The sequence below is a fragment of the Stenotrophomonas sp. JAI102 genome (assembly GCF_013409105.1).
Taxonomy (GTDB): Bacteria; Pseudomonadota; Gammaproteobacteria; order Xanthomonadales; family Xanthomonadaceae; genus Stenotrophomonas; species Stenotrophomonas maltophilia_AA.
Window position 1 is genome coordinate 1,192,999 of the sequence record NZ_JACCCI010000001.1, and the last position, 14,417, is coordinate 1,207,415.

A 14,417-nucleotide genomic window follows, 5' to 3' on the forward strand; every position below is an offset into this window, starting at 1 on the left:
TCCCAACGTAGAAAGAGTGGAAGCGTCACAGCAGGCGCGCGGCGGGGGCATTCAAGGGCGACACCCAGCCCTGACTCGCGAAGCCTGCGTCCGCGAACGCCTGCTGGACCGCGCCCTGCGCAGCAAGCGCCGCATCACGCTGCTCGAACCAGGCAAACACGCTCGGCCCCGCGCCGGAGATGCTGGCGCCCATCGCCCCGGCATCCAGTGCCGCATCGCGCGCGGCGGCAAACCCGGCGATCAGACCGGCCCGACGCGGTTCGATCAGTACGTCACGCAGGCCGGCGCGGACCAGCGAGGCATCGGCGGTGTAGCAGCCACTGAGTACCAACGCCAGATTTGCGCTCTGCGCAACAAATTCGCCGAGCGCGTAATGCCCCTGAAGCGCGGCGCGTGCGCGACGCGTCTCCAGCACCGCATCCGGATGCACCAGCAGGCTGTGCCACGCGGCCGGGACCGGCACCGGCACCAGGCGATCGGCGGTGCTCAGGACCACGCCACCCAGCAGCATAGGGCCGAGGTTGTCGCCATGGCGGCCACCACTGGCCACCGCCTCGCCGGTCAACGCGAACGGATACAGCGCCTCACGCGACAACGGCTGCGGCAACAGCGCATTGGCCGCGACCAGCGCCGCCACGCACGAGGCCGCCGAACCGCCCATGCCCGAGCCCAGCGCGATGCCCTTGTCGATCTCCACCTCGAAGCCGAACGGCAGATCCAGCGCGGCGCGCAGCGCGATCAACGCGGCGCCGGCGGTGTTGTCCTCGGCGACCCGCGGCAGATCCACCGTGGTGCCGCGGATCGCGTGGATGCGTACCACCGGCTCCGCGATCCGCCGCACCGTCACGGTATCGCCGACGCCCTCGATGGCGTGGCCGAGGATGTCGAATCCCACCCCCACATTGCCGACCGAGGCCGGCGCGAACGCACGTGCTTCAACGATGGTGCCGTCACTCACAGGCGTGCTCCTTCGCCCACCGCCACGCGCAGCACATCGGCGAACACGCCGGCGGCGGTGACCTCCGGCCCGGCCCCCGGGCCCTGCACCACCAGCGGGTTGTCGCAGTAGCGGCGCGTGGTGAACTGCACCACGTTGTCGGTCAGGCGCAGGTTGGCGAAGGCATGCCCGGCCGGCAGCGCGACCAGGCCGACTTCAGCGCCGTCCGGCGTCAGGCGCGCCACATAGCGCAGCACCGCGCCGTCCGCTTTGGCGACTGCCAGGCGCTCGGCGAACATCGCATCGATCTGCGGCAGGCCGGCCATGAAATCGTCCACGCTGGCCTGGCGCAGTGCTTCAGGCACCAGACTCTCCACGCGCACCTGCTCCAGGCTGAGCTCACGGCCCGCCTCACGCGCCAGGATCACCAGCTTGCGCGCCACATCCACGCCGGACAGATCATCACGCGGGTCCGGCTCGGTATACCCCATGCCCCGCGCCTGGCTGACCAGCGCGGAGAACGGCACCTGGCCATCGTATTTGTTGAACAGCCATGCCAGGGTTCCGGAGAAGATGCCGTCGATCGCCAGTACTTCATCGCCGGTATCGACCAGGTCGCGCAGCGTGGTGATCACCGGCAGGCCGGCGCCCACCGTGGCCTCGTAACGGAAGCGCGCGCCGCTGCCGGCGGCCGCCTCGCGGATCGCGTGATAGCGCTCCAACGGACCGGCACCGGCCTGCTTGTTCGGGGTGACCACGTGGATGCCCGCCGCCAGCCAGCCGGCATAGCGATCAGCCACGTCGGCGCTGCCGCTGCAGTCGATGATCAGCGCGTGCGGCAGGTGGGCGGAGAGCAGGTGTTCGGTGAATGCGTCCAGATCGCTCGGCTGCGCAGGACCGGACAGGGCCGCGCGCCAGTCGCCTTTCAGGCCGCGCTCGTCCAGCACCATCCGCGTGCGCGAGGCCACCGCGCGCAGGCGCAGATCCACGTTGGCGCGGCCGAGCAACTGCCCCTGCGCCGCCTGCAGCTGGTCCAGCAGCGCCGCACCCACGTTGCCCGGGCCGATCACACCGACCGAGAAGGTCTGCGGCGACAGCCAGAAGCCGGCATGCGCCGCGCGCAGGGCCTTGGTGGCGTGGCGGCTGTCCACCGCCACGGAGATGTTCCGCTCGGACGAGCCCTGCGCGATCGCCAGGATGTTCACCTGTGCGCGGCCCAGCGATTCGAACAGGCGCGCGGCCACGCCGGGCTGCCCGGCCATGCCATCGCCGACCGCGGCCAGCACGCTGACGTTGTCGGTGAGCTGCACGCGCTGCACCTGGCCCAGGCTCAGCTCGTGGGCGAAGGCCTGCAACAGCGACTCGCGCGCACGCACGGCCTCGGCCTGTTTCACCACACAGCAGATCGAATGCTCGGAGGAGCCCTGCGAGATCATCACCACCGACACATGCGCATTGCGCAACGCCGCGAACACGCGCTCGGCCGTGCCCGGCACGCCGATCAGGCCGGTGCCTTCCAGATTGAGCACGGCCAGGTCCGGGCTCAGGGTCAGCCCCTTGATCGGGCCGGAAACAGTGCGCTCGGCGGTGATGCGCGTCCCCGGATGATCCGGATGGAAGGTGTTGCGGATGATGATCGGCAGGCCACGCTCGATCGCCGGGGACATCGTCTGCGGGTGCACCACCTTCGCACCGAAGTACGCCAGCTCGCAGGCCTCGTCGTAACTCAGCGCTTCCAGTTGGACCGCCTCGGGCACCACCCGCGGATCGGCCGAGAGCACACCGTCCACATCCGTCCAGATGTGCAGCTCATCGGCGTTGAACAGCGCGGCGAAGATCGCACCGGAATAGTCGCTGCCGTTGCGGCCGAGCGTGGTGATGCGGTTCTGGCGGTCGCGGGCGACGAAGCCGGTCGCCACGATGCGCACCTGCGGGTGCTGAAGGCGCCACTGGGCCAGGCGTTCGGCGCTGCGCACCCAGTCCACATCCACGCCCAGCTCACCGCGCTCGATCACCAGCACATCGCGCGCATCCAGCACCGCGCAGTCTTCGCCCAGCGTCTGCAGATATTTCCCGAGCAGCTGGGCCGAATACACCTCGCCCATGCCCTGCACGCGGTCCAGCACCTCGGTGGGCAAGCCACCGATCACCGCCAGCGCGCCCAGCACCTCGGCCAATGCGTCGAAGCGCTGGTCCAGCCACTCCACCGTCGCGCCGGCGTGCTCACCCAACAGGGCCACCGCCGCGCCGCGATGGCGCGCACGCAGCGCATGCCACTGCTCGCGCCAGGCCGAGCCCTCTTCGGCCGCCAGCGTCGCCACCGCGATCAGCGCATCGGTGACGCCCTTCATCGCCGAGACCACGGTGACCTGCGTCGCCTCGTCACGCGCCAGCAGCAGCTGCGCCACGTGGCGATAGCGTTCGGCATCGGCAACCGAGGTGCCGCCGAACTTGTGGACCACGGTGGCCACGCCGGCCCGCGACGCGACGGAAACGGCAGGCAGGGCGGAAGGTGGAGCGGAAGCGGCGACAGAAGACATGCTGACCTCGATGGGAGGCCCCGCGTCATATCAGGTTCGAGAGTCTTCCCCGCCACCTGATCTGGGTGCGGGGCCGTGGTTTTCGGAAATTACGCGAAGACGACGGGCCGCACCGGGCGAGTGGTGGCGGTGGTAATGATGGTGGTACCGGTCGACACGGCCTGGCCGCCCGCGGAGGCGGGAACGAGCAGGTGGGCGTGGGCGACGGTGATGACCATGGGCCAAGAAAACTACGCCGCCGCCCTGCTTGTCAAGTGCTGCACCGCAAAAGTTCGCCGAACGTCATCTGCACTGATCGTCGGCCAACAAGTTGCGAATGACACCATCCAGGCGGCACAACGGCTGCCCTAGCCCACGTGCTCGGCCACCGCCGCGGGCGGCCGATGCGCATGCGCGCACATCAGCACGCCGGACACCAGGCAGATGATCGCCACCGTCTCCATCAGCGTCGGCCAGCGCTGCTGCCAGGCAAAGCCATAGAGCAGCGCGAACAGGGTCTCGAACACGATCATCTGCCCGGTCAGGGTCAACGGCAGGTTGCGGCTGGCGCGGTTCCAGCACGCGTTGCCGAGCACCGAGGCCACCACGGCAACGCCTGCGCTGATCAGCCAGAAGTTCAGCCACTCGCCGGGGGGATGCACCGTCGCGCTGGTCAGGAAGGCACTGGGCACCAGCACCAGGGCGAGCCCGCCGGTGGTGATGCCGGTCAGCAGCGACCAGTCGTGCCCGGACAGGTCCGGCCGGCGCGCCAGCCAACGGCTGTTGCCGATCGAATACACCGCCCAGGACAACAAGGCACCGACCGCGCACAGCAGGCCCAGCAGCCTTCGCCCGGCCGAGCCCTCAGCGTGTTCGGCCATCAAGGCCTCATAGCCCACCAGCGCCACGCCGAGCAGGCACAGCAGCAGCGCAGGGGCCAGGCGTCGCAGCGGCACGGCGCCTTCTTCGCGCACGCCGGCCAGGGTCACCACCACCGGAATCAACCCGACGATCAGCGAAGCGGCGGCACCGCCGGCCCACTGCACCGCGTTGGCCAGCAGCAGGAAATAGACCAGGTTGCCGGCCAGGCTCAGCCACAACAGGCCCCGCCACTCGGGCCCGCCGAGCCGGTCCTTGAGCTGCCGCCAGCGTGGCGCCAGCAGTACCACGGCGATCAGGCCATAGACCAGGTAACGGCCGGCCGAGAGCTGCACGGCGTTGAAGCTGTGCAGCATCGCCGGGGCCAAGAACACCACGCCCCACAGCGCGCCGGCGGCAATGCCATTGGCGATGCCCACGCCCATCGATCGTTTCATTATGGCTCGCGCCTGTGCATTGGCCGCGCAGTGTAGGAGCCGCGGGCGGCGGCGTCTTGACCGAGGCTATTGCCGCCGGAACGCCTGCGGGGTCAGCCCGGTTTCCCGGCGCAGGGCGCGGGTCAGTGCACTGTGCTCGGAATACCCGGCATCCAGTGCGATCGTGGCGATGCTGTCGGTGCTGGTGAGCAGCCGATGCTTGGCCCAGCGCAGCCGGCAGGCGCTGAGCCAAGCCTGCGGAGGCACCCCGAACTCCTGCACGAAGGCCGCGTGCAGGCGACTGCCACTGATGCCGACCAGCGCCGCCATGCGGGCCACGCTCCAGTCCGCGCCGGGACGGGACGTCAGCCGGGTGCACAGCGCATGCAGTCGCGCTGCGCTGCCGGCGGGCGCGTACTGCTGCAACAGCACTGCCAGCAGATCGTCGTTGGCGTGCGCGGCCGCACCCGTCAGGCACTGCCGCAACCCCTTGGGCAGGGCCAGCCAGCGCTGGCGGCGCAGGTGGTCGAGCGTATCGTCATCGATCACCCCGGCCGGGCAGTCGACGATCAGCATCAGGTGGTCGCCATCGCCGGTCTGCGCATGTCCCTCGCCGGGCGCGACGAAGGCACCCTGCAGCACATCCAGGCGGCCGCCAACCGCATCAACTTCAACGTCCAGGTCGCCGCGCAGCGGCAGCACCCATTGCGCGAAATCGTGCCGATCCACGTCGCTGGAGGTTCCGTAACACCGCAGGTGGCAGGCGCTGGCAGGCATGCCGATAGTCTGCGCGCACGGCAAAGGGCACCGCAAGCCGCGCTTGCGCGTACCATGGCGGCCGACCCGTACAACATGGAGCGTTTACCGTGGCCTGCAGCATCGTTCCCCTGAGTGATCGCCCCGACCTGCTGCCGGTCGTGGCCGGATGGTACTTCCAGGAATGGGGGAACCATGTTGCTGGACTGAAGCTCCTGGACGAGCAGCAACGGCTGGAAGTCTTCCTGCACGGGGACGAGCTGCCGCTGCTGCTGATTGCGCTGGACGGTGAGGTTCCCGTCGCCGCCGCGCAACTCAAGTTCCACGAACGCACCGAACGGCCCGAACGCCTGCATTGGCTGGGCGGCGTCTACGTCGATCCAGCGCACCGCGGGCGCGGCCTGGCCGAGAAGGTCATCGCTGAACTGGTGGTGCGCGGCCGGGCGCTAGGCGTCCGCGACATCTACCTGCAAACCGAAGCCGATGATGGCGGTCTGTATCGCCGGTTGGGCTGGGCCCCGTTGGAGTCCGTGCAGCATGCCGCCGGGATGCCGGTGCGGATCATGGTCCGCAGCGTGGCTGCCGATCCACTCGACTGAACGCGCAGTGGCGGCCGTCGGCCGCAGGGATGAATGCGACGCCGTTGAACGGCGTCAGCGGAAGCGCACCGGCTGCGGTGCCGGGCGGTCGGCGAGCGAGCCGAGGGTGAAGGTGTAACCGGCTTCTTCCAGCAGCTTGCGCATGCGCAGCTCCGCGCGCTTGGGATAGGCCAGCGACGTCGGTGCATGCAGCGCGTACGAGGTCGATTTCCCGGGCAGCGTTTCGCGGGTCACCGAGGACTGATTGGTCTCGCACGCGTTGGCCCACAGGTCCATCAGCACCTTCGGGCCGATGGATTGATTGTTGCTGAGACGAAGCGTCAGCCAACGCATGTGTTCCATGACAAATCCAAGCGGCTCTTTGTCCCGAGTATGCACCAATTCCCGCACCACCGTCCGGCGGCGTGCGGGCCCTGGCCAACGCCGGGGTTGCCGGGCACAAACGAACAGCCCCGGCAGTGCCGGGGCTGTTCTGGTGACGCCTCAGGAAGCGACTGGCACTCAGTGCTTCATGGCGTGCTTGCGGTCGCGCATCACCGCATGGCATTCCTGCACCTGCGGCAGCAGGCGCTGCACTTCCTGACGCGCGGCCGGCGAGGTGTCGGCGTCGGTCAGGGTGTCCTTGAACGCCTTCAGCAGGCGATCCTCGGATTCTTCCAGCTCGGCCACGTAACCGTACTGCTTGTCGCCCAGGGTGGCGCGCACCTTGCCGTAGAACTGCTGCATGGAACCGACGAAGGTGCCATGGTCGGCCGGCTTGCCGCCTGCGGCGACAACGGTGGCGCTCAGTGAGCGGACGATCTCATTCTTGACACCGGCAATACGGGTGAAGAGCGCCGCCAACTCGGCATCTTCGACCTTGCCTGCGGCCTCGGTGTAGAACTCCTGGCCATCGCGGGCGATTTCGATCAGGTCGTTCAAGTTATGCGCGGTCTTCGATTCGGTATTCACTGCGATGTACTCCTGTTGGTCCGGTTTGGCCCGTGTGTTGTTGTCGGGGTGAGTCGACTTTTCCGCATCGGCCATGAAGTCGGCGTGACACTGAAATACAAGTGTTCAGCGAGCTCAACGCACTGCGTGATCGATGTGCACGGCGCGTCGTCTTGGTGCGAAATGCGTGTTACTTCCCTGCCCTTTTCCGCTTGATCCATGACAGGCATTGCCCGGCCACCGCGGTGAGCAGGATCAGCGAATTGGTCACCACGAACACGATCGATCCGGTGGCCGCGCTGTACGCGATGAACAGCACGGAGGCGGTGATCTGGCCGACGAACAACCACGTCGATACCGCCTGCGCGTCGTCGGCCGTCCACTGCTTCCAGATCTGCCGCCACAGCGTGGCGATCAATACCGCGGTCGCCGCCCAACCGAGCAGGTCGATCGGCTCCATCAGCGCGCCAGCAACGACGTCGGCGCGACGTCGCCCATCACCTCATCCGTCGCCAACGCAACGCGCTGCTCCAGGCGACGCAGGAAGTCGCTGAAACCATGCGGTGCACGCGCCTGCCGGCGGGCGCTGGTCATCACCCGCGGTCTGGCCAGGCGCGCGACCCGCATGCCCGCGCCCTGCATGGTCTGGATGAGCGCGACGTCCTCACCGGTCGCCAGTGGCGCGAAGCCGCCCGACTGCCGATACGCCGCCGCGCTGAAGCCCATGTTGGCACCGTGCACGTGCGGATGCCCGTCCACCGCATGCTCACCCTGCAGGAACTGCTCGCGCACGGCCTGCGGATAGTCCAGCCAGTCGCCTACCGCCACTACGCCGCAGAACGCACTCGCGCCGCAATGAAGCTGCCGCGCAATCCAATCCGGTGGGACCACGCTGTCCGCATCCGTGCAGCCGATCCAGCGGGCGCCGAGCGACAACGCCCGCTCGCTGGCCGCCGCGCGGGCGACGCCTACGCAGCCGGCCTCCACGCTGACCACCTCCACCCCCATGCGCTCGCAGATCCAGCCGGTCGCATCGGTGCAGCGATCCAGCGCCGCCACGATGACCACCCGCTCATCGCGCAGGGCCGGATGCAGGGCGGCTACCTGCAGCGACTGCAGGCAGGCAGCGATCAGTTGTTCTTCGTTGTGCGCGGGAAGGGTCACGGCAATCATCGCAGACCCTCGCGCTCGGCGACGGACGTGGTATCGGCTGACCACCCCTCCAGCAGCATGTCCTCGTCACGATAGGAAAACAGGCGGGGCAGACAGGCATCCAACTGCGCGTGCACGAACGCAGCGCTGCACCGCGCCTGCTCGAACGACACGCGCCAATGGCAGGCGATCACCACACCCTGCGGCGCCAGCGAGGTGACCACCTGCGCGGCGGTCTGCTGCATGTCGTCCGGGGTCAGGTAGTAGCCCATCTCACCGAGCACGATCAGATCGAACCTGCCGGCCGGCCATGACTGCGGGTGTCGTGCCTGCTCGATGGTGACGTGCGCATGGCCCCGCGTCATCACGCGCGCGGCGGCGACCGCGCCCTCGCTCAGGTCGGTGGCGAGCAGCTGGTCGCAGCGCTCGGCCAGGGCCGCCGTCAGGACCCCGTTGGAGCAGCCCAGCTCCCAACCCCGGGGAAAACGCGCACGCGGCAGGCTCGCCAATGTGAGCGCGCGCTTGCGGCGCTCGTACCAGCGGGTGCGGTACTGGAAGGGATCCTCTTCCTGGTACAGCGCGTTGAAGTAGGCGACATCGCTCATCCGATCAGTACCTCGTAATTCCGTTGGAACCGCTGCAGCACCGTGGCAGGCAGGATGGGATCGCAGTCCAGCCCCTCCACCGCACCGGTCTGGGTCACGAACTGCAGGATGGCCTCGCGCTTGCGCGCCACGATGGCGTCATCGAGCACATAGCGCGTGGCGGGCACCCAGGCCGTCGGCGCCACCTGCGGGTCCAGCCAATGCCACCCCCAGACGGGATATTCCTTCAGTGCCGCATCTCGCGTGGCGGAGGCCCGCACACACGCGCGGGCGACCGCTTCATGGTCCGGATGTCCGTCAAAGCGCCACGGCGCCAGCACCAGATCATCGGCCTGCAGGACGTCCGCGAGCTGCACGGCAATCCATGTTTCGCTGGCCGCCACCGCGCCATCGTCGATGTGCCAGGAGAGCCGCTCGGCACTCGCCAGGCCCAGGCAACGAAGCGCCTCGTCCAGTTCCGCGGCGCGGGCCGCGCGCAGCCGCTCCGGCGTCCACGCGGGGTGATCGGGGTAGCAGGCCTCGCCATCGGTTACCGAAACCACCGCGATTTCCACGCCCTGCTGGTGGGCAAGCGCCATCAGCCCGCCGCAGGCAAGCACTTCATCGTCGGGATGCGGCGATACCACCACCAGCCGCCGGGCAGTGCCGAACAACGCCGCAGGCGATCCAACGGGCAGCGTCTGCAACCAAGGCGATGCCGACCATTGCGCTTCAGTCACGCCGCCGCCTGCGATCTGACGATTCACAGCGTCCACGCACGCCCCTCCCGGTGCATCAGGTTGCCGAGATGCTGCCAGTCGCGGTCAGCATGGCTCTGGCGGATGAAGACGGTCAGGTCGGCCCAGCGCCGCGCGTGGGCGGGGTCCATGCACATCGGCCCAGGACCCAGTGCCCTCCCCACCCGGTCCAGGGTCAGGGTGGCAGCCCTTTCCACCACGCTGCGTGCCCGCACGATTTCCTTCTGGTGAGGCAGCTCGGGCTGCGCATCGATCAGCGCGGCCAGCTCGCGCAGCAGTGAGGCGCACGGCGACAGCGCCAGATCGATCTCACCCAGCAGGCCGGCCACCGTGCCCGGCTCATCGGCCCGCGCGTTGTGCAGCAGCGGCTCGGCCAAGGCACTGGCGCCACCGAACCAGCAGGCGGCAATACCTGCGCCGCCGTGCCAGAACCCGGGGCGCTGCAGGTAAGCATCTGCCGCCCCGACCTCGATGGCCGGCACCTGATCGAAGCGCGCGGTTCCACTCGGCACCCGCGCCATGCCCGTGGCCTGCCACGTCTGCGGCAGGAAACTCACGTTGGTGCGGCGCACCGGCGCCAGGAACAGGCGCGAGCGCCCGTCATCGCGCACCGTCACCAATGCGTGGTCGACCCAGCTGGCACCGGAGCACCAAGGCTTGTCACCGGAGAGGGTGCCGCTGGCCCGATCGAAACGCAGGGTCGCCGCTGGTCCTTCGGCCGCCCATACCGCTCCCAGCCGATCGCGGTCCGGTGTAGCGGTGCCCAGTTCTTCGAGGATCGCCTGCGCGTCGTAATGCGCTTCGAGCACCTTGGCCAGGCACAGATCTCGTGCCGCGATATGCGCCAACGCCTGCCAGCGCAACAGGGTGTCCCCGCCGCCGGGTCGCGGCAACGAGGGTTGATGTTCGATCCACGCGCGGGCCTGCGCCTGCAGGTCATCGGTCTCGGTCACCGGCTGCGGAGCGGCCGGTACGGCAACGGGAGCCACGGCACTCATGTCAGGGCGTCAGGATCACCTTGCGGCAATCCTCCTCTTTGCGGTCGAAGATTTCATAGCCACGCACTGCGTCTTCCAGCGACAGGCGATGCGTCACGATCACGCCCGGGTCCAAGCGGCCTTCGCCGATGTGGTCGAGCAGCTCCGGCATCAGCTTCTGCACATGGGTCTGGCCCATCTTGAAGGTGAGGCCCTTGTCGAACGCATCGCCGAGCAGGAAGCCATGGATGAAGCCGGCATACACGCCGGGAATGCTCACCGTGCCCCCGCGACGGGTGGCTGCGATGCACTGCCGGATCGCCACGCCACTGCTGCCTTCCACCTTGAGCGTGGTCAGCGCCGATTCCAGCGCGCTGCCCTCCGCTTCGAAACCCACCGCCTCGATCGTGGCGTCCACGCCGCGTCCGTTGGTCTGGGTGATGATGTACTCAGCGGGATCCTCGACCTTCGTGAAGTCGATCGGAGTGACCCCGTAGGTCTGCTGCGCGAAGGCCAAGCGATACGGCAGATGATCGACCATGAAGATCGTCTCCGCCCCCAGCAGGCGGCAGCACGCCGCGCTCATCAGCCCGACCGGACCGGCACCGAAGATCGCCACCGTGGAGCCGGGCTTCACCCCGGCATTGATCGCGGCCTGGTAACCGGTCGGCAGGATGTCGGAAAGGAACAGCACCTGCTCATCGGACAGCGCATCGGGAATGCGTAGCGGCCCGACGTTGGCCTTCGGCACGCGCACGAACTCTGCCTGCCCGCCCGACACGCCGCCGTAAAGATGGCTGTAACCGAACAGCGCCGCCGGCGGGCGGATGCCCTTCTGGTTCACTGCAGCACCCTTGCCGGTATTGGTGGTCTCGCAGGCCGCGAACTCGGCCAGGCGGCAGTGGAAGCATTCGCCGCACGCGATCACGAAGGGAATCACTACGCGGTCGCCCGGGCGCAGGTCCATCACCCCCGCGCCGACCTCCTCCACCACGCCCATGAATTCATGGCCGAGCACGTCGCCGGTGTGCAGATCGGGAATCTTCCCGCGGTACAGATGCAGATCCGAGCCGCAGATCGCCGTGGCGGTGACGCGCAGGATGATGTCGTCCGGGGCGGCCAGCGCGGGGTCCGGCACGGTATCGACCCGGACATCCTTGCTGCCGTGGTAAGTCAGTGCGCGCATAGCAAACTCCGTTATCCAAGTACCTCTTTGGTACGTGGTACGGCGTGGCAGCGTCGTGACCGCACCGTGTGCGGGGTGTCTATCCGGCCGATTCCGCGGCACGCCAACCCCGCTGCGCTTGGCGCCTCAGACTGCGCGAGCACTGAATCATTCATCCTGACCGCGCGGCCTGATCCAGCCGCACGGGTCGCTTACTCCACGGAAGGCGCCGAGGGCGTCTCGGGATCCGGCGGCATTTCCTGCGGCGGCGACGCTGGCGCAGGATCACCCTCCGGCGGAATTTCCTGCGGGGGATCCTGTGCCGGTGGATCGCCGCGGCCGGGTTCTTCCACCGGCGGCACGGGCTCCGGGGTCGGGTCCGGCACCTGGGCGATCACATCATCGAAGGAGGCCATCGTTTCACTGTCCAGTGTCATGTACATCGCGCGTGCTCCTGTTGTAGGACTGCGCCCGACGCTACGCGGCGTACCGTCAACATCCAGAGACGGCGAACTGCCGGGCGAACGATCCGGCTCAGTCACCTCCCTCGGAGCGGCTCTTGTTAACGGTGATCTCGCCGGAGGTTTCCAGCACCGCCAGCTCGACCTGTCCGAAGCCCTCGCAGCCATTGGCACGCATCGCCACCTCCAGGTCGGCCGGGCTGACATTGCAGCGCTTCACCTGGTCCCAGTAGATCGTGCCGTGCCGCGCCAGCACCACCGGCACGCCCTCCACGATCTGGTTGAGGCGCTTGCTGCGCGCCCCGACGAACCCGACGAACCAGTTCAGCCCGATCAGGGTCGCCGCCAGGATGAGCCCACCGGGCAGCGAGGTGTCCTCGCCGATCAGCGAGTTCTGCACCGCCGTGCCCAGCAGCACGATCACCAGGATATCGAAGGGCGTCGACTGCCCGATCGAGCGCTTGCCACTCATCCGGGTCAGCAGCAGGACCACGACATACACCGCGACCGCGCGGAACACGAACTCCCACCATTCCATCCCCAACTCGAACATCTCATGCATCGCGGCAGCCTCCGTGTGGCGAGGTCTGGACGATAGAAAGTCCGAAGTGAAGCCGGTGGGAGCACCCGCCCTTCACGGCACCCCCGCTCCTTCGTAACAGCCCCAGGGCTAGCGTCGAGCCATAACCGCCCTACCCGTTCGCGCAGGAGCTACACCATGCAGCACGACAAGACCCCGCCCGCCTCCACCAAAGACGCCCACGCGGCGCACAACCTGCCGCCGGCGGAAGGCAAGGTCGACAGGAAGCGCACCTCCGAGAACCACGACGAAGCGCTGGAAGAGACGTTCCCGGCCAGTGATCCCATCTCTCCGTTCGTCGCGGCCAAGCCGCCGAAGGATGACAAGGACGCGAAAGATCCGGACGCCGACCGCCTGAAGGCCGAGAACGACGGCTACAACCAGCACGGCCATGGCAAGGGCGGCAACGCCGGTGAAGGTGAGCCGGACGGCGTGCGCGAGGACGACGGCATTAACCAGCCGAACTTCGGCCAGCACGGCACTGCAGGCAAACAGACGCTGGATCACTGATCAACGAGGACATGTCATGAACACGACATCGCGAGCACCGGCCACGAAAGAAGACGACCAGCAGAAGAGCCACACGCCGGACAAGTTGAGGAACGATGATGCTCGGTGGAAGGATAAAGACATGCCGGAGGCGGAGCATGGGGCTACGCCTGAGGATTATGAGCGGCCGGGGAAGGTGTGACGTCCGGAGTGCCTGAGAAGGTCACTTCACTGCCGGGCGATCGAGCCTTCCGCCGCCGGCATCGCACCGCCCTGAACGGGCGACGATGGTGACCCCGGCCCGATTCGAACGGGCGACCTTCCCCTTAGGAGGGGGACGCTCTATCCAGCTGAGCTACGGGGCCACGGAGGGCGTAAAGGATACAGGCAAACCGCGCATTCCATCCAATCACCGCCACGCACGCACCACGAATGCCCCGTTACCCGCCACTCATCCCCGGGCGCGGCAACTGCCCTATGCTCCTGTGCCCCCGCGATGAGTGACGTAAATGCATTCCCTGTGGGTCCTGCTGTCCCAACTGGGCGACAGCCGCTGGTTGCTGCCGTTGAGCGCGGTGCTGTTGCTCTTCGGCGCCCGGGCGAACCGTGCGCTGCGCATGCGATGGGCGGCCGGACTGATCGTTGTCGGCGGGCTGTCCCTCGCCTCTAAACTGGCGTTCCTGGGGTGGGGCATCGGTTGGGCGCGGCTGGATTTCACCGGATTCAGCGGCCACGCAACGATGACGGCGGCGGTGTATCCGGTCGTCTTCTACCTGATGCTCCAGGGGCGGGTGCGGTGGCCGCTCGCCGGCGCGGTGCTCGGTGCACTGCTCGCCGCCGCAATCGCTTACTCACGGCTGCCATTGAACGCCCACTCGGTGTCGGAGGTCGTCAGCGGATCGCTGTTGGGCATCGCCGTCAGCGCCATGGCCCTGCGGGCCCGGGATGACACCGCCAGGACGCCACTGCCTGCCATCGCCGCCGCCGTGCTTGGCGCAGCGATGGCCCTGGTGCTCTTGTCGGGCGTGCGGACGCACGATCTGGTGATGCGCTTGGCGACCGGCTTGTCCGGACGCGGCGAGGTGTTTACCCGCGCCAGCGCCTGCAGCCACCCGGCCTCGCACGCGGCGCCTGCCTGCCAGCCGAAGCGCTGATCACCCTGGCGGGGCGAAGGGGGTCAGTGCGACGTCCGCCATACGCCGGGCAATGGAGGCG

Annotated in this window: 18 protein-coding genes and 1 tRNA gene; 3 read left to right on the forward strand and 16 right to left on the reverse strand. The window is 68.1% G+C overall.

Annotation, left to right across the window (positions count from 1 at the left end):
- Positions 1-25 precede the first annotated feature (25 nt).
- The 5 genes from HDC96_RS05490 to HDC96_RS05505 form a co-directional block, all read right to left on the reverse strand.
- Positions 26-958, reverse strand: a complete 933-nt coding sequence (locus HDC96_RS05490) for a homoserine kinase (RefSeq protein WP_179459090.1) — start codon at positions 956-958, stop codon at positions 26-28.
- Positions 955-3,477, reverse strand: a complete 2,523-nt coding sequence (gene thrA / locus HDC96_RS05495) for a bifunctional aspartate kinase/homoserine dehydrogenase I (RefSeq protein ID WP_179459091.1) — start codon at positions 3,475-3,477, stop codon at positions 955-957. Before thrA ends, HDC96_RS05490 begins: the two co-directional genes overlap by 4 nt.
- 89 nt (positions 3,478-3,566) lie before the next feature.
- The gene (locus HDC96_RS18340) at positions 3,567-3,695 is read right to left on the reverse strand and encodes a hypothetical protein (protein WP_257018595.1); all 129 of its coding nucleotides are present in this window, start codon (positions 3,693-3,695) and stop codon (positions 3,567-3,569) included.
- A gap of 129 nt (positions 3,696-3,824) precedes the next feature.
- Positions 3,825-4,772: a DMT family transporter gene (locus HDC96_RS05500; RefSeq protein ID WP_179459092.1), complete on the reverse strand. Its 948-nt coding sequence runs from the start codon at positions 4,770-4,772 to the stop codon at positions 3,825-3,827.
- 66 nt (positions 4,773-4,838) lie between these two features.
- Positions 4,839-5,528, reverse strand: a complete 690-nt coding sequence (locus HDC96_RS05505) for an AraC family transcriptional regulator (RefSeq protein ID WP_179459093.1) — start codon at positions 5,526-5,528, stop codon at positions 4,839-4,841.
- 89 nt (positions 5,529-5,617) lie between these two features.
- On the opposite strand from HDC96_RS05505, the gene HDC96_RS05510 reads away from it, so the two are divergent.
- On the forward strand, positions 5,618-6,106 hold the full coding sequence (locus HDC96_RS05510; RefSeq protein WP_179459094.1) for a GNAT family N-acetyltransferase: 489 nt from the start codon (positions 5,618-5,620) through the stop codon (positions 6,104-6,106).
- 54 nt (positions 6,107-6,160) lie between these two features.
- Here HDC96_RS05510 and HDC96_RS05515 read toward each other — a convergent pair whose 3' ends face one another.
- From HDC96_RS05515 to HDC96_RS05560, 10 genes are all read right to left on the reverse strand, one after another.
- Entirely contained in the window at positions 6,161-6,448 is a 288-nt protein-coding gene (locus HDC96_RS05515; protein ID WP_046272599.1) for a hypothetical protein, read from the reverse strand.
- A gap of 159 nt (positions 6,449-6,607) precedes the next feature.
- Positions 6,608-7,057: a PA2169 family four-helix-bundle protein gene (locus HDC96_RS05520; RefSeq protein ID WP_019183020.1), complete on the reverse strand. Its 450-nt coding sequence runs from the start codon at positions 7,055-7,057 to the stop codon at positions 6,608-6,610.
- A gap of 169 nt (positions 7,058-7,226) precedes the next feature.
- Positions 7,227-7,496 carry a PQ-loop domain-containing transporter gene (locus HDC96_RS05525; protein ID WP_179459095.1) on the reverse strand — a complete coding sequence of 90 codons (270 nt, stop codon included), beginning with the start codon at positions 7,494-7,496 and terminating at the stop codon, positions 7,227-7,229.
- Positions 7,496-8,209, reverse strand: a complete 714-nt coding sequence (locus HDC96_RS05530; protein WP_179459096.1) for a glycosyltransferase — start codon at positions 8,207-8,209, stop codon at positions 7,496-7,498. Before HDC96_RS05530 ends, HDC96_RS05525 begins: the two co-directional genes overlap by 1 nt.
- Positions 8,206-8,793: a class I SAM-dependent methyltransferase gene (locus HDC96_RS05535; RefSeq protein ID WP_179459097.1), complete on the reverse strand. Its 588-nt coding sequence runs from the start codon at positions 8,791-8,793 to the stop codon at positions 8,206-8,208. Before HDC96_RS05535 ends, HDC96_RS05530 begins: the two co-directional genes overlap by 4 nt.
- Complete coding sequence (locus tag HDC96_RS05540; protein ID WP_343202995.1) at positions 8,790-9,512, reverse strand: PIG-L family deacetylase; 723 nt, start codon at positions 9,510-9,512, stop codon at positions 8,790-8,792. Before HDC96_RS05540 ends, HDC96_RS05535 begins: the two co-directional genes overlap by 4 nt.
- 23 nt (positions 9,513-9,535) lie before the next feature.
- Positions 9,536-10,528 carry an acyl-CoA dehydrogenase gene (locus HDC96_RS05545; protein WP_257018597.1) on the reverse strand — a complete coding sequence of 331 codons (993 nt, stop codon included), beginning with the start codon at positions 10,526-10,528 and terminating at the stop codon, positions 9,536-9,538.
- Between the two features lies 1 nt (position 10,529).
- Positions 10,530-11,693: a zinc-dependent alcohol dehydrogenase gene (locus HDC96_RS05550; RefSeq protein ID WP_179459098.1), complete on the reverse strand. Its 1,164-nt coding sequence runs from the start codon at positions 11,691-11,693 to the stop codon at positions 10,530-10,532.
- A 191-nt stretch (positions 11,694-11,884) separates the two neighbouring features.
- The gene (locus tag HDC96_RS05555; RefSeq protein WP_179459099.1) at positions 11,885-12,115 is read right to left on the reverse strand and encodes a hypothetical protein; all 231 of its coding nucleotides are present in this window, start codon (positions 12,113-12,115) and stop codon (positions 11,885-11,887) included.
- 91 nt (positions 12,116-12,206) lie between these two features.
- A complete protein-coding gene (locus HDC96_RS05560; RefSeq protein ID WP_179459100.1) occupies positions 12,207-12,695 on the reverse strand; it encodes a YetF domain-containing protein in 489 nt (162 codons plus the stop codon).
- A gap of 156 nt (positions 12,696-12,851) precedes the next feature.
- Here HDC96_RS05560 and HDC96_RS05565 point away from each other — a divergent pair, with 156 nt between their 5' ends.
- Positions 12,852-13,223 carry a hypothetical protein gene (locus HDC96_RS05565; RefSeq protein ID WP_179458226.1) on the forward strand — a complete coding sequence of 124 codons (372 nt, stop codon included), beginning with the start codon at positions 12,852-12,854 and terminating at the stop codon, positions 13,221-13,223.
- A 267-nt stretch (positions 13,224-13,490) separates the two neighbouring features.
- On the opposite strand, the gene HDC96_RS05570 is transcribed toward HDC96_RS05565, so the two are convergent.
- Positions 13,491-13,567: transfer RNA gene (locus tag HDC96_RS05570), tRNA-Arg, on the reverse strand.
- Positions 13,568-13,711: 144 nt separating this feature from the next.
- Between HDC96_RS05570 and HDC96_RS05575 the strand changes: the two genes are divergently transcribed.
- Positions 13,712-14,356 (forward strand): phosphatase PAP2 family protein, encoded by a 645-nt coding sequence (locus HDC96_RS05575; protein WP_179459101.1) that lies wholly within the window; start codon positions 13,712-13,714, stop codon positions 14,354-14,356.
- The last annotated feature ends 61 nt before the right edge of the window (positions 14,357-14,417 follow it).